Here is a 14,575-nt window from a genome sequence, read left to right as displayed (position 1 = left end):
GCATCCGATCCGCGCACGGTTCAAAGCTGACCAAAACCGCAATGATCCCCGGTCTCTCTGCGGGCCAGGGCAACTGAATCATCAGAACAGTTGCTCGAACTGGAACCAGTCGCCGTCGAACTCCTCGTACCCGATGTCGCCCTCGTGCTGGGGCTCACCGATATACGGTGCGCCGTCGGGGAAGTGTGCAAGGCCGATGGAGTTCAACAGTCCGCCTTCTTTGAAGAACAGGCAACCGCCCTCGACGGGCTGGGTCCGATACACCCGGTAGACACCGAGGGTGGTGCCTTCGAACAATTGCACGCAGTGGCCCGCTGCGGTGCTGAGCGAGCGTTCGGACACTGCGAACGCAACCTTCGGCGGCGATGCTCGGTAGGTCGCCATCGCCCAGCGCTCCGTTACACACGCTGGGAATGCTGACGATGTGACAGGGTGGACGCGTGAGAAACCTGTGGGTGTCGACGCCAGCGGTCCCCACTCGGGTGACGCGATGAATACCGCTGCACGACGACTACTTCCGACCGTCACCGTTCTCGTCGGTGCGTTCGCGGCGATCCTGGCTTTGACGACGCCGGTACCGCGTAATTTTGCGTTCGTTGCTGGCGGCGACAGGCTCGATATCCTGCTCGACAGTAGCGCGTCCGCCTGGTCACTCGGCGCGATCGTTGCCGTCGTCACCGCGGTATTTGCGACGCGGAAGCAGTCAGCTCTCATTGTGGCGGCCGTTGGCGTCGCGGCCCTGTCGGTTCTACTGTCGGTGCCGATTCCTGCAGAACTGCAGCTTCGGGCGATGGCAGCTGGTTTGATCCTGGGTGGTGCCGCAGCGGTGACCGCCCTCAGTCGAATCCTGCAGCACGCGTTGCTGTTCGGCGCTATCGCCGGTGTTGCGGCATCGAGTGTGTTGCAGAACGTTCCCAGCCAGTATGTGGACTACGCCGGTTCCGCCTTCCAGCAGGCACCGCAGACGCCAGTGCTGCTCGCCCTGGTCGTCTTCGCGGCGCTGCTGGCGGTGTCGTCGTGGGCGAAAGTGTTCGAGGAAGTATCGCCGGTGCAGTCGCGCGGCCGAGTGCTCGCGGTGGGGATCGTCATTCCTCTCGTGGGTCTGGTCTTGTACTGGCTGTTCGAGCGGTCGGTGAACTCGCTCGGTCCGGGCGGTGCAATGCAGAACCGGTGGTTCTTGGGTCTCGCGGTGATACCGCTACTTGTCGGTGCGGCGTTCGTGCTGCCCGCGGTGACAGGAGCGATCCTGCTCGCGGCACTTGCCTTCCTATCGGCCCCGACAGTGGGATCCCTGACGTGGGGGACAGCTCTGGTGTTCGTCGCGATGTTGGTGCTGGGCGGGGTGGTCGGCCATCGCCGGCCGTCTCCGATGGTGGGGTTCGTAGTACTGGCCGTCGTCGCAGCTACGGGAGTGTTCACCGGCCCACCCTTGGACACCGTCAATATCGTTGCGACTCTCGTTGTTCTGCCGCTCGGGGTGGGCGTGGTTTATGCATCGTTGTTGCCGACAACCGCCCCTGTTGCGGTGATGTCGGTGACGACGCCCATCGTGATGTCGGTTCCCGTCGTTGCCGAATTCGGTTGGACCGCTTACTCTCCGCTGGTCGAGCTCGACCCCACGTTCTCGCCGAGCACGTGGGTGTGGATGTCGACAGGCATCTCTGTGGTGTCGGTTCTGGTGGCAGGTGCGGCTCTGGTCGTGTTGAGGCGGCGGGGATAGTTCCCCCAAAGAGGTGTCGCTTCTGCTCAATCGTGCGAGAGGTATTGCACAGCAATCGATAACAGAGGTTTTCGTATTACTGCTCATCGCTCACACGACGGTGGCCGCGTACGCCACGAACACCACGAACATGGCCGCGCCGCCGAGAGCTGCGCCGATCATGGCCTCGCGGCCATTGGTCGCGTGGCCCTGTTCGTCCCGACCGACGCCGACCCACCCGCACACCACCGCGGCGACACCTGTGGGGATAGCGACGAAATCCCCGATGAAGGGTACGAACGCGCAGACCAGAGCGATGATGCCCAGGATCAGTGCGGCGCTGCCGGCGCCGTTGCGAAAAAGCGGCCGTGTGGAATGTTCCTCGGCCATGCCGCCTCCCTCTTCGCGGTCCTGATGCAGCGACTCGATGCCCGTTGGTCTCACGCGACACGGCGAGCTCATACACCAAAACATACCCTCGCGATGCTCCCAGGGGCGACGGCACCGATGCACTGCATCTCGCGCCCACGTGCCATCGAGGGGACATCTCTCGCCGGTCTGGATCTTGTCGGCGAGGTCGGTGCCCGCACAGCGCACGGGACCGATTCGGCCCGACGGCGTCGACCGTGAACTGGGCTGTCGGTCAGCGCGGCGTAGTTTCTCGCCGTAGGCTTCAGTAACCGGCTCGGGGGGCCCGTGCGCGCCTACTTCCGCGACAGTCGTTCACTGCGTGCGAGGTTTCGAACTGTCAGGAGTTGCTTGTGCCTCGGATATGCAGCCATTCGCCCCCGTGTGTTCGGCCCGTGCCGGATGCCGGTGACGATCGTGACGTCGCGGCAGCGGCTCGCGACGCCGCAGCCGATCGAGCCGACCGTGGTGCTGATGCCCGTGATGCGGTGGCTCTGAGCTTGGATTGTGACGACCGATCCCACGATCAGTGCCACAGGCGGGGCCGAGCGCATCGGCTCACGGCGGCCGGTGACCGTGCCCGGGCCGGCGCGGATAGGTCCGCGTCGCGCCAGGATCGAATCGCAGCAGCGCATGATCGCCGTACTTCGGCCACCGATGAGCTGACCTCTGCATACCGCCGGGACGCGGGGATCGGTCAACTCGAACGCAGCCTCGCTATCGCCCGCGACTCGGGTACCGCCATGGTCGTTTGTTTTCTCGATGTGGACGGCCTCAAGGCCGTCAACGACACCGACGGACATCCGGCCGGTGACCGCATACTCCGGCGGGTCGCCGAGGTCATCGACGATCGTTTGGACTGCGACGACACCCTGTTGCGGTACGGCGGCGACGAGTTCATCTTCTCCGTGCTCGGTCCGGCTGCTCTCGACATCGACGACACCACCGATGCAATCGAAGCCAGACTTCGCGCAAGCGATGACATAGCGATCACATGCGGCATCGCGTTCGCGCGCGAGAGGGACACAGTCGCCGATGTGATCGAAAATGCAGACAGGGACCTGTACCGCCAGCGCCGTGCCTCCCGGGCCACAGTTGCTGCACCTACGGCCGCAGACGCGATTCCTGGTCACCGACCGGCCCGACCATGATGAAGAGGAGCACGAGGAAACCTTGAACTCCAGCGCCGTTCGCAGCATCCTCGCGGATCCTCGGTCCGTTCGCCCGCATTACCAACCGATCGTCGAACTCGACAGTGGCAAGGTAGTCGGCTACGAAGCTCTTGCACGGTGGCCGGGCCACCCGTCGGTGGACCCCGGTGTTGTGTTCTCGAGTGCTGCCGAATGCGGAGTGATCGACGAGGTCGATTGGGCTTGCCGGTGCGCTGCTATGACCGGCGCACTCGATGCCGGTATGTCAGAGGATGTTTCGCTGTTCATCAATATCGAGCCGCTCTCCTCGCGCATCGTTCCCGCGTACGCGCGTGAGATCATCGGTACGGCTGCGACCCGGTTGAATGTCGTAGTCGAGCTCACCGAGCGCTCACTGTTGGCCGACCCCGCCGAGCTACTCGAAACGGTGCGGCGTGCTCGAAAAAGCGATTGTCTGGTAGCCCTGGACGATGTCGGATCGCATCCCGACTCGCTCGCTCTGCTGGAATTCGTCGCCCCGGACATCATCAAGCTCGATTACACTCTCTCGCAGTCGGATCCATCGCCGCAGCAGGCTGCCGTCGTCCTCGCCGTCGCTGCGTACGTGGAGTCGAGTGGGGCACGAATAGTAGCGGAAGGCATCGAAACAGATGCTCACCTTCGTCGTGCGACCGCGCTCGGAGCCGCTTTCGGACAAGGCTGGATGCTCGGCCGTCCCGCGCCGCTTCCGACCCCCGGAGACCGGCAGCACTCGGGTGCCATCTCTGCCCGACCCATCCTGTCCGTGAAATCAGGTGCGCACGCGCGAGCGGACACAGCGGTGCCCTCGGTTCCGTCGGACCTTCTGACAACTTCGTCGGCGCAGGTGGGTAGTAAATCGTTGCTGCTGGCGTTGACCCGGCAACTCGAAGATCACGCGCGCCACATGCCCGATCCACTCACCATTCAGGCTGCATTTCAAGACTCGGCGTGGTTCACGCAGTCGGTGGCCGACCGCTATGCGAGGCTTGCCGCTGTCAACCCGTTCGTGGCGGCCTTGGGAGTCGGGATGGACACCGAACCCGCAGCAGGTGTGCGTGGTGCGGAACTTCACCCCGATGAACGGTTCGTCGGCGAATGGACCATCACGATCGTCGGATCTCACTACTGCGCTGCGCTCATAGCCCGCGACCTAGGCGACGACGGGGCCGACCACGACCGTCGGTTCGAGTTCCTACTGACCCACGACCGGTTGACCGTCGTCGCTGCTGCACGTTCCATCATGCGCCGAGTCCTGCCGAAATAATCTGGCAGGGCGCATGCGACGCATGCGGATCTTGCTCGGCGAAGACGGAATTGGACCAGCCATACGCCAGCGGCATCGATGGTTTGCTGAACACGCTGAACCAGCTCACTCTTCTCGGTTCACTGGTGGGGGAGACCAGCTGCCCGGCCGGGGTCCGTAAATTCTGAGCATGAGTCTGAATTCGCCAGGCGGGCAAGGTAGCCAATTGGGCGTGGTTTCATCGGACGGACGGGTCGTTCGAACCGCGATGGTCAGTGACCCGTCCTTGTCGTGTTTCAGGCCCGGTGTGCGGTCGGTGATGGCGTACCGGTCGAGTTCGTTGGCGTAGAGCAGTCCCTGCGCGTGGTAGACGGTCAGAGACCAGAAATAGTCCGCGGGTGGAAACTGGTCGGCCCCGAAAGTGATGGTGTAGTTGTTCGAGCCGTCGAGCTGACGGCCCTCCTCGTCTTGCTCGCATACAGGGTAAGAAGCCTCGGCTGCCGGGTTGATGTAGATCTGGGAGTAAGCAACGGCGGCCCGTAGGAGATCGTCTGCGCCGAAGTCCGCCCCCGCGTCGTTGATTGCCCAGCCGTTGACAATGCGGCCCATCGATTTCACCTGCGCAGCAATGTCTCCGAGACCGGTCTGTAGGCCGCTGGCGATGTCGTGCTCCGGCGCATCGCGGTCGAGTGCATCGACGAGACGGCGGTACGCCTTGCCTACCCAGCTCGGTACGTCCGAATCGGCAAGGTTGCCGATCGCTTGATCGAGGGCAGCGAGGAATTCGACGGGACGCCGCAGTTCGTCGGAACGGTCGACGTTGCTCAGGGCGAGGTCGGCACGCGCAGCCGGCGGTGTAGGCGGGCCGGACAGAACGATGTGGTTCTGTAGCTCGTTCACCGTGTTCATGTCTCCGCCCCGGGATGGATCGACGAGAATTCGGATGGCGATCATCACGAATCTCGACCGACAGGCGATCCATCCGTCCGCAACCTCGGTCGGCGCGGATGTCGGTCGAAACAAGGTGATCTGAGGGATTCGAGACCCGTGAGTCCTCTGTCCGACAACCATATTGGTGGACGAGTCCGCCTCGCCGATCTGCACGCTGTAGTAACGGGTTCCGAAGTCCGGTAGGCGTAGCTCGAAGGTGCCGGAGGCCAGGTCGACGAACGCCAACGAGTAGAGCGTGTCGACATTCGGGGCGACACCGGCCGTCAGCGTGGGATTCGAGAGTTCACGTTGGTGGCCCAGACAATTCAGTGGGGCACCGGCGGACGTGGAAGGCCGCTGGGAGTGTGGACTCGACGGATCGGTGAACCGCAGCCGGAGGCGTTGGGCAAAGATCACGGGGAATCCCCAGACCTGGAGTGCGCACGCATCGTCGCGCAGATCGGTACGTTCTGATTCGGTGTCGAGCAACGGAGGCCCCCTTGAGATGAACTGAATTCACCTCCACTGTAGTCTGGAGCACGTATCGAAGGTCGTAATACGTGAAAACTTGGACACGGCGATGCTGCGATTGCAGTGGAGTTCGAGAGGTCGATGTGAAAGACGGCGCGCGTCGCAGATTTCCCCGGTCGGTGTATTCCGTTGGTGTCGAGCCCGATCCACGCTTCAGTCTTGCGAACGAGCGAACCTATCTCGCGTGGATTCGAACGTCACTTGCGTTGATGGCAGCCGGGGTGGCTCTGCAGGTCTTCGACATCGGGGGCGGGTCCACGCCGAGTGTGGTCGCCTCGGTGATGCTGATCGCGTCATCGATCGGAGTTCCACTACATGCCTGGTGGGGCTGGGCGCGGACCGAGAAGTCCATGCGCAACTCGGAGGCCCTTCCGTCTCCTCGTATCGCCCTGCCCCTGGCGGCAATTCTCGCAACGGTCGGAGTTCTGGTGCTCTGGTCCGTCCTGTGATGATGCGGCGAGGCCGTCGTGAGCGTCCCTCCGGGCGGCCTGGGGGCACACTCGGGGACGGAGGTCTGCAAGTCGAGAGAACCGAGTTGGCTTGGGCGCGAACGGAGTCGGCGGTCGCCGTGTGTGCAGTTATCGGCATCCGCCTGAGCGCGCACACTCGCCAGCCGGTGTTGGTCGCGCTGGCCGTCCTCGTCAGCTTCGGCGCGGCGGTGCTGCTGATCTCGGGATGGGTCGCGCGGACGAGAGCCGCACGTAATGCCGGTGCCGAAAGGCTGAGGCCGCCGGCGTTTCCGTTGCGTGCCCATGCCATCGCACTGTTGATTCCGACCCTCGGGCTGATCGCCCTGAGTTTCGTCATCTGGACCGCGTCATTACGGTGATGTGGAAAAAGCGCAGGCCGTGACGGTGCGATCCCGTCACGGCCTGCGCTCGATTCTGATCGGCTGCTGGTCGCTACCTGACGAACTGCTGTTCCCACTCCGCGGACTGCTGATCGACGTACTGCTTGGTCAATTGCTCGGGGTCGGGGGCTTGGACATCGTGTGCGTCAGCCGTCGCCCCAGCGATACCGGGCAGTGCTGTCGCTACTCCGATGGCCTGCGCAGTTTGTCCCTCCGTGCTGACGAGGAAGTCCGCCAGAACCTGAGCCGCATTGGGATGTGGCGCTACCGAGGTGACGTGACCGTAGAAGGGGGTACCCCACGATGGGGTCGGAAGAGCCCAATTCACCGGTGCACCGGTCGCCACCTCTTGAACCAGCGGCTGCACCATCGGCGCTACGACTACTTCGCCCGATGTCAGCGCCTGTGCGATGCCGAGGGCGCTGGGGTAGATCCTCGGCTCCTGCGCAGCGAGCCGTTCTTGAAAGTCGTCGCCGAAATTCTCGCCGTAGAAGCGGTACAGATCGACGTACGATGCGATGCCTACAGGGCTGACAACGCCCACGCGCCCTTTGTATTCGGGGTCGAGAACATCTCGGGGATCGGCCAGGCCGTTTGCAACCGCATCGGTGTTCCAGCCCATGCCGAAGGTGGCCGCGACGTTCAGGAACAAGCGATTGTTCTTGATGCTGGAGTCCCGGTCGTATTCGGGGTTGTCGAAACTCGGGCCGCGTAGCTCTTGTGAGTAACTCCCGGAATCCGCGGCGGACGCGATCCACGCTGTATCGGTGACGACGTGGACGTCGGCGATCCCCTTTCCTGTCTTGTTCTCCACCTCGACACGCGGGTTGAGGTCCGCATCGGTACCTCGCACGTACTCGAGAGCGATATTGGGATACTTCGCATTCCATGCGGCTTTGACACTGTCGAGAATGGTGGTGTTCTGGCTCGAGTAGAGCGTCACCGAGCCTTCTTCCTCGGCCGCCGAGACTACGTCTTCCCAGTTTCCCTCCACCGATGCAGTGTCTCCGCCCGACGATCCGCACGCGCTGAGCGCGACGGTCGATGTGGCGACGAGCATCGCGATGATGTGTTTCGTCCGGACCGAATGTCGCATGTGTTGTCCTCCTGTTTGAACTGAGATCAGTTCACCAGGTAAGGTACGTGATGTCAATCACTTCCCAAGGGCGGTGTGATCGTTCGACGAGACGAGGCTTTTCACCGATGCGCACTTACGACCCGAGTTCGGCCGATCAGATCGCTGCGATCGATGCGGCGGACGTACACCCGTCGGAGGCCATCGACCGGCAGCACTGGGCGCAATCACTGGCGATGCACGCCGTGGTCTACGGCTTGCCATCGGTGTATCAGTACGCCGGGATGTGCGACGCGTGTGCCCCGGCCGTCAGCGACGGGCCTTGGGCGCTCAACGCTCTGGTTCACGAGCGTACGATTGCCGGTGCAGATTTCCAGGCCTTCCGGGTCCCCAATGTCGATACGCTGTATTCCAATGCCTGGCTGGACCTTTCGGATGGACCGATCGTCGTCGTACTTCCCGATTTCGGTAGTCGGTACTACACGCTGAATTTTTTGGACGCCTACAGCAACGCCAGCAATGTCAGTCGGCGTACGCACCCCGAACAGCCGCGTGCGTTGCTCGTGGCGTGTTCGGACTGGACCGGTTCGGTTCCCGACGGTATGGAGGTGTTCAGAGTCGCCACACCGATCATGTGGTTGTTGATGCGGATACAGGCGTTCGGAGATTCGGACCTGCCGACCGTGCACGGTCTGCAGGATGCGGTCACGATCGACGCACCGACCGCGTCGGCACACGCGTGGCCGGCGGTCAATCCTCGTGCGGTCGAAGTCTCCTCGGAGGCGTTCTTCACGGCCCTCGATGTGTCGCTGTCGGTGAACGGAGTGCCGTTCACCGACATAGCCCACGTGCACCAATTTCTTCAGCTCGGGGTGGGTACGGGCACCTTTTCCGTGCACGACCTCGATGAGGACACACAGAAAGGCCTGGAACAGGGTTTCGATTCAGCGATGACGATGTTGTCCCGCTCTCGATCGCTGCTGGGGCGTCGTACCGAAACCGGCTGGACGCGGGTGCTCGGCAAGGGTGCACACGGGCACAACTTCTTTGCACGTGCGGTCATGAACTACGTCGGTCTCGGCGCGAACGTTGTCGAGGAGAACTGCTCGTACAACACCTACGTCGACCACGATGGACAACGACTGTCGTGCGAAGGCGGAGATGAATACCGCATCGAATTTTTCGCTTTACCTCCGGCACAGGCCTTTTGGAGCATCACACTCTACGACGCAAAGACCGGCTGGTTGTACGACGCACCCGGGAAGAAGCATTCGGTGGGATCAGCGGTCAATGGAGGCGACGGAGCATCGGGACCGTCGACGATCACAGTGAGCGCATCGCCGCTCACGACCGACCGTCCCGACCACGCCTGGCTTCCGGCGCCCCAGTATCCGTTCTTCCTGGTCCTGAGGATCTATCAACCGGCCGAGGATGCCCTGAGCGAGCGATGGACGCCGCCGCGCGTCGTGCAGTCGAACGCCGGACCGCTCTGAACCGGTGCGTCAGAGGTTCACAGTCGGCACAGCGTCTTTCCGCTGGTTCGTCCGTTGAGTAGATCGACCAGTGCGGCGGAGGCGTGCTCGAGGCCGTCGTAGATCGATTCCTCGTAGATCATGGTTCCGTCGGTCAGTCGGCTTCCGACAGTGGATCGCATCGTGTCGTAGAGATGGCCGAACGAGCCGGCTCGAAACCCTCGTACCCACAAGCTCTTGGCGGTGATCTGAAACAGGTTCGACGGCAACGTGTTCGATGACTCGTAGGTGGAAATTGCGCCGCACATCGCGACCCGTCCTTGGGGTCGGAGCGCGTCGAGGGCGGCGGTGAAGTGAGAACCGCCTACGTTGTCGAAGTATGCGTCGATCCCGTCCGGGGCAGCCCGCGCGAGCAGGCTGTCCATGTCACCGTCGTGGTAATCGAACGAGCGGGAGGCTCCGAGGGTATCGACCAGGTGATCGGCCTTGCGTCGGCTGCCTGCGGACGCGATCACCGTGCACCCGTGATGGGCGGCGAGTTGGGTAGCGATACTGCCGACTGCTCCTGCCGCGGCGGAGATCCAGACGGTGTCGGACGGTCGAAGGTCCATGACCTCGAAGAGGCCGACATAGGCCGTGAGGCCGGAACTGCCCAGCGGGCCGAGAAACCACTGTTGTGGCCAGTCGAGGGCGTCGATTCTGGTGAGCGTGCCCGCGCCGCCCAGCCCGCCGGCCGCGGCGGAGACCACTGCGAAGTCGCGGTAGCCGTGCATGTGTGACACCAAATCTCCGGGCCGAAAATTGTCGTGCCGTGACTCGACGACGATGCCGAGTGCCAACCCCACCAGCGCGTCTCCGATCCGGAGCGGTGGGAGATATCCGGACGGTGCCGATTCACCCAATCGCAGACGAATCGACGGATCTATCGAGAGCCACGTATTTCGTACCAGCACTTCGCCATCGAGCAGTGGGGCGAGCGGGATGTCCGTCAGCTCCAGCTGTTCGGTCGTGAGTTTTCCGCTCGGATATGAGGTGAGGCAGAGGGTTCGGCTGTTCATGGTCGCGCTGGGCTTCCTTCGAGTCCGAGATTTCAGTTGAACTTGCTTTCCCACTCCTGTTGGAACTGCGAGACCTTCTCGGGCGTCAGTGAATCCGTATCGGGCAGCGGGATGTTCTGGGCCGACGCGACCGAGTTCTCGATGTCGGGCAAGGCGCTGCCGTAGCCTTTCGACAGAGCGCGCTGCCCGTCGGCCGACACCATGAAGTCGGCCAGCACTAGTGCGGCATTGGGATGCGGAGCCGAGGACAACACGTGGGAGTAGTACGGCGCACCCCACGCCGGATCGGGAAGTGTCCACTCGACGGGTGCGCCTGCGTCCTTCTCCCGGACCAGTGGCGGCACCATCGGCGATGCGGCGATCTCACCGGAGCTCAATGCCTGAGCGACGGCCAGCGCGCCCGGGTAGACCCGAGGTTCCTGCGCAGCGAGCTTGTCCAGGAAACCGCCACCGGTCCAGTTCTCGTCGAAGAATCGGTACTCGTCGACAACGGCGGCGAACCCGGCAGGATTCACGACGCCGATCCGGCCTTTCAACGCCGGATCCAACAGGTCCTGCGGGGAGGAAAGCCCGGCAGGAACTGCATCGGTGTTCCACCCGAGCGCAAATATTGCTGCGCTGGTGAGGAAGAACGTATCGTTCAGCACGCTGGTCGACCGAGCGTACGCCGAGTAGTCGAAGGCCGGCCCGACTATCGTTGTCGAGTAGGTGCCCGATTCGGACGCAGTCGCGATCCACGCGGGATCGGTCGACATGTGTACGTCGGCCGTTCCACGGCCGGTCCGGGCTTCGGTCTCCACCCGCGGGTTGAGCTCGACGTCACTGCCGCGCGTGAACTCGAGATCGATGTCGGGATACTTCGACTCGAAAGCGGTCTCCAGTGTCGCGAGGTTCTCGGGATGCTGACTGGAGTACAGGTGCACGGTCCCTTCGGCACCGGCCGCGGCCACAACGTCGTCCCATGTGCCCTGTACCGGTCCGGATTCGGCTTCCTGCGAGGATTGCCCGCACGCCGCAGCAACGAGAGTCACTGCGGCAATTCCGACGGACATCACCGATCGACGTAGTGCGTTCACAGCATTCTCTCTTCGTTCAGGACGCGAGTGTATGGACACGCTCTCCGCGCGTTGCTCTGTTCACCAGAGACTGGGGTGGCTCGAAGTGAGCCCCGTACTTCGAGGCCAATTCTCGTGCTCGGTCGACGAAGCCGGGCAGCCCGCCGTCGTATTGATCGATGTACTGGATGACGCCCCCGGTCCACGACGGGAATCCGATACCCAGCAGCGACCCGATGTTCGCATCGGCCACGCTCGTCAACACACCTTCGTCGAGGCATTTGACCGCCTCGATCGCCTCGGCGAACAGCATCCGTTCCTGCATGTCCACGAAAGGAATTCGAGTCGAACCCGAATCGAAAGACGTGCGTACGCCCGGCCAGATCCCGGTTCTCGTGCCCGATTCGTCGTAGCTGTAGAAACCGCCGCCGCCGGCACGCCCGGGACGATCGAGTTCTCCGACCATCTTGTCCATCACCGCATCCGAGCCGTGTCGGCGAGGCGGCTTGCCTTCGCTCGCCAGCGCGCGTTCGTTCTCCTTGCGGATCCTCTGCGACAGAGACAAAGTCACTTGGTCCATCAACTGCAGAGGCGGGACGGGGTAGCCGGCCTGCGCACCCGCTTGCTCGATGAATACCGGGTTGACGCCCTCGCCGACCGCGGCCATCGCTTCGTCGAGGAACGCGCCGATCACCCGTGAGGTGAAGAACCCACGACTGTCGTTGACGACGATGGGGGTCTTGCCGATCCGGAACACGAAATCGACGACCTTGGCCACTGTCGAGTCCGAAGTCTCTCGGCCACGGATGATTTCGACCAGGGGCATCTTGTCGGCAGGGGAGAAGAAGTGGATTCCGATGAAATTCTCGGGTCGGACGACGCCGTCGGCCAAGATCGAAATGGGAAGCTGGGAGGTGTTGGAGCCGAGGACGATATCGGCGGGAACGATACCGTCGAGCTCCCCGAACACCCGATTTTTGACGTCCACGGATTCGAATGCCGCTTCGATCACGAGATCGGCTGCGGCGCAGTCGGCCGCGTCCGCGGTCGGCCGGATCCGGTCGAGCAGTGCCGCCGACCTCTCGGCCGTCGTCGACCCCCGCTCGAGGGCTTTCGCTTCGAGCTTCTCGGCGTAGAGTTTTCCGCGGTCAGCAGCGGCCTGGTCGAGGTCTTTCAGTACGACCTCGATACCGGCCCTGGCGCACACGTAGGCGATGGCGGCACCCATCATTCCTGCCCCGACGACCGCTACGGTACGGGCGGTGAACGTGTCGTGGCCGGCCGGGCGTGACGTGCCGCGTCGGATGGTCTGCATGTCGAAGAAGAACGCACGAATCATGTTCTGTGCGACTCGATCGGTCATCAGAGAGACGAAGTAGCGGGTCTCGATGCGATCCGCGGTGTCTACGTCGACCGACGCGCACTCCGCTGCGGCGGCGAGTATCGCCCTCGGTGCCGGGGCGGGTGCGCCCTTGAGCTGCTTACGCAGCAATGCCGTTGCGGCCAGCAGATTCTGAGCAACGGCAGGATCGGTCGGTCCACCACCGGGAATCTCGAAACCCTTGACGTCCCACGGCTGCACAGCCGACGGGTTCTCGGCGATCCACGCCTTCGCCGCCGGAATCAACTCGTCCACACCGGCAACGGTGGCGTCGATCAGCCCGAGCTTCGTCGCGTCGGCCACCGAGTGCTGCTGGCCTTTCGTCAATACCTTCGCCAGGGCGGCATCGATTCCCATCAGCCGGATCGTTCTGACGATCCCGCCGCCCCCGGGCAACAATCCGAGCGTGGCCTCGGGGAGACCGATTCGGGTGCCCGGCAGGTCCGCTGCGATGCGGTGATGGGTGTGCAACGCAATCTCGAAGCCGCCGCCGAGAGCTGCGCCGTTGATCGCGGCCACCACGGGGCGACCGAGAGTCTCGAGCCGTCGCAGAACGCCCTTGATCCCGTCGATCCGTTCGGTCAAGGCACGTGCGACGTCGCGCTTGTCTGCATCGCCGGGGTCGGCCGTCATGTCGCCCAGATCGCCGCCCGCGAAGAACGACTTCTTGGCCGAGGTGATCACGACACCGGTGATGTCGTCCTTCTCGGCTTCGAGCCGCTCGACAGTGGCGGCCATCGACGCGATGTACGTATCGTTCATCGTGTTCGCGCTCTTGCCTGCGTCGTCCATCGTGAGTACGACGATGCCGTCGGAACCGCGTTCCCATCCGATCATGTTCTCGCTCATGTTTTCTCGTATTTCTCTGTGTCGACGATGGGCAGTTCAGAGGCGTTCGATGACGGTGGCAACACCCATGCCGCCGCCGATGCACAGGGTGATCAGGCCGTAGCGGCCACCGGTTCGTTCCAGTTCGTCAAGCACGGTGCCCACCAGAATTGCGCCGGTGGCCCCGAGCGGGTGGCCCATCGCAATCGCTCCGCCGTTGACGTTGGTCTTCTCGTGCGGGATGTCGAGGTCCTTCATCCACTTCAGCACGACGGAGGCGAATGCCTCGTTCAGCTCGAACACGTCGATGTCGTCCACGGTCAGGCCCGCTCGTTTCAACACGGCCACCGTTGCCGGGGTGGGGCCGGTGAGCATGATCGTCGGTTCGCTGCCGACCTGGGCAGTGGCGACGATGCGGCCGCGCGGCACCAGACCGGCGCGTGCTCCGGCCGCGTCGCTACCGATGAGAACCAGGGCGGCACCATCGACGATGCCCGACGAATTACCGCCGGTGTGAACATGATCGATGCGTTCGACATCGACGTACTTCTGCAGCGCTACGTCGTCGAAACCCGCGGCTTTGCCCAGCGCGGCGAAGGCCGGCTTCAATGTGCCCAGGCTGCCGGTGGTGGTTCCCGGGCGCCGGTGCTCGTCGTGGTCGAGCAGGGTGACGCCGTTGAAGTCCTCGACCGGAACGACGGACTTCTTGAAATAGCCTGCACTCCAGGCGGCCTCGGCGCGTCGTTGGGACTCCGCCGCGTAGGTGTCGACGTCGTGACGAGAGAAACCCTCGACCGTAGCGATCAGGTCGGCACCGATTCCCTGCGGAACGATGTAGAGGTCGTATGCGGTGGCCGGGTCGGTGAACAGGGC

14 protein-coding genes are annotated in these 14,575 nt (G+C 63.4%); 6 read left to right on the top strand and 8 right to left on the bottom strand.

Annotated elements, in window-relative coordinates; translation table 11 throughout:
* Positions 1–81 precede the first annotated feature (81 nt).
* The gene (locus tag CH256_RS03160; RefSeq protein ID WP_094639720.1) at positions 82–384 is read right to left on the bottom strand and encodes a hypothetical protein; all 303 of its coding nucleotides are present in this window, start codon (positions 382–384) and stop codon (positions 82–84) included.
* 106 nt (positions 385–490) lie between these two features.
* Here CH256_RS03160 and CH256_RS03155 point away from each other — a divergent pair, with 106 nt between their 5' ends.
* A complete protein-coding gene (locus CH256_RS03155; protein ID WP_094639827.1) occupies positions 491–1,720 on the top strand; it encodes a hypothetical protein in 1,230 nt (409 codons plus the stop codon).
* A 90-nt stretch (positions 1,721–1,810) separates the two neighbouring features.
* On the opposite strand, the gene CH256_RS03150 is transcribed toward CH256_RS03155, so the two are convergent.
* Positions 1,811–2,089 (bottom strand): hypothetical protein, encoded by a 279-nt coding sequence (locus CH256_RS03150; protein ID WP_068046628.1) that lies wholly within the window; start codon positions 2,087–2,089, stop codon positions 1,811–1,813.
* 413 nt (positions 2,090–2,502) lie between these two features.
* Between CH256_RS03150 and CH256_RS03145 the strand changes: the two genes are divergently transcribed.
* A complete protein-coding gene (locus CH256_RS03145; protein WP_179271984.1) occupies positions 2,503–3,258 on the top strand; it encodes a GGDEF domain-containing protein in 756 nt (251 codons plus the stop codon).
* A gap of 22 nt (positions 3,259–3,280) precedes the next feature.
* Entirely contained in the window at positions 3,281–4,543 is a 1,263-nt protein-coding gene (locus CH256_RS03140; RefSeq protein ID WP_179271983.1) for a sensor domain-containing phosphodiesterase, read from the top strand.
* A gap of 105 nt (positions 4,544–4,648) precedes the next feature.
* On the opposite strand, the gene CH256_RS03135 is transcribed toward CH256_RS03140, so the two are convergent.
* Entirely contained in the window at positions 4,649–5,941 is a 1,293-nt protein-coding gene (locus CH256_RS03135; protein WP_094639723.1) for a DUF1214 domain-containing protein, read from the bottom strand.
* Positions 5,942–6,102: 161 nt separating this feature from the next.
* Here CH256_RS03135 and CH256_RS03130 point away from each other — a divergent pair, with 161 nt between their 5' ends.
* Positions 6,103–6,432, top strand: coding sequence for a YidH family protein (locus CH256_RS03130; RefSeq protein WP_231893899.1), 330 nt, complete (start codon positions 6,103–6,105; stop codon positions 6,430–6,432).
* On the top strand, positions 6,432–6,812 hold the full coding sequence (locus tag CH256_RS03125; RefSeq protein WP_094668847.1) for a DUF202 domain-containing protein: 381 nt from the start codon (positions 6,432–6,434) through the stop codon (positions 6,810–6,812). The genes CH256_RS03130 and CH256_RS03125 overlap by 1 nt, the downstream gene beginning before the upstream one ends.
* Positions 6,813–6,885: 73 nt before the next feature.
* On the opposite strand, the gene CH256_RS03120 is transcribed toward CH256_RS03125, so the two are convergent.
* Positions 6,886–7,929 (bottom strand): ABC transporter substrate-binding protein, encoded by a 1,044-nt coding sequence (locus tag CH256_RS03120; RefSeq protein ID WP_256989343.1) that lies wholly within the window; start codon positions 7,927–7,929, stop codon positions 6,886–6,888.
* A gap of 107 nt (positions 7,930–8,036) precedes the next feature.
* Here CH256_RS03120 and CH256_RS03115 point away from each other — a divergent pair, with 107 nt between their 5' ends.
* Positions 8,037–9,401, top strand: coding sequence for a DUF1254 domain-containing protein (locus CH256_RS03115; protein ID WP_179271981.1), 1,365 nt, complete (start codon positions 8,037–8,039; stop codon positions 9,399–9,401).
* Between the two features lie 17 nt (positions 9,402–9,418).
* Here CH256_RS03115 and CH256_RS03110 read toward each other — a convergent pair whose 3' ends face one another.
* The 4 genes from CH256_RS03110 to CH256_RS03095 all read right to left on the bottom strand — a co-directional run.
* Complete coding sequence (locus CH256_RS03110; RefSeq protein ID WP_094668845.1) at positions 9,419–10,438, bottom strand: NADP-dependent oxidoreductase; 1,020 nt, start codon at positions 10,436–10,438, stop codon at positions 9,419–9,421.
* A gap of 32 nt (positions 10,439–10,470) precedes the next feature.
* The gene (locus CH256_RS03105; RefSeq protein ID WP_094668860.1) at positions 10,471–11,490 is read right to left on the bottom strand and encodes an ABC transporter substrate-binding protein; all 1,020 of its coding nucleotides are present in this window, start codon (positions 11,488–11,490) and stop codon (positions 10,471–10,473) included.
* A gap of 40 nt (positions 11,491–11,530) precedes the next feature.
* On the bottom strand, positions 11,531–13,723 hold the full coding sequence (locus CH256_RS03100; protein ID WP_068046669.1) for a 3-hydroxyacyl-CoA dehydrogenase NAD-binding domain-containing protein: 2,193 nt from the start codon (positions 13,721–13,723) through the stop codon (positions 11,531–11,533).
* A gap of 36 nt (positions 13,724–13,759) precedes the next feature.
* On the bottom strand, positions 13,760–14,575 hold an 816-nt coding region (locus tag CH256_RS03095), incomplete at its 5' end, for an acetyl-CoA C-acyltransferase (RefSeq protein WP_094668844.1).

Source organism: Rhodococcus sp. 05-2254-6 (genome assembly GCF_002258565.1).
GTDB lineage: Bacteria > Actinomycetota > Actinomycetes > Mycobacteriales > Mycobacteriaceae > Rhodococcoides.
This window is presented reverse-complemented; position numbering and strand designations above follow the sequence as displayed.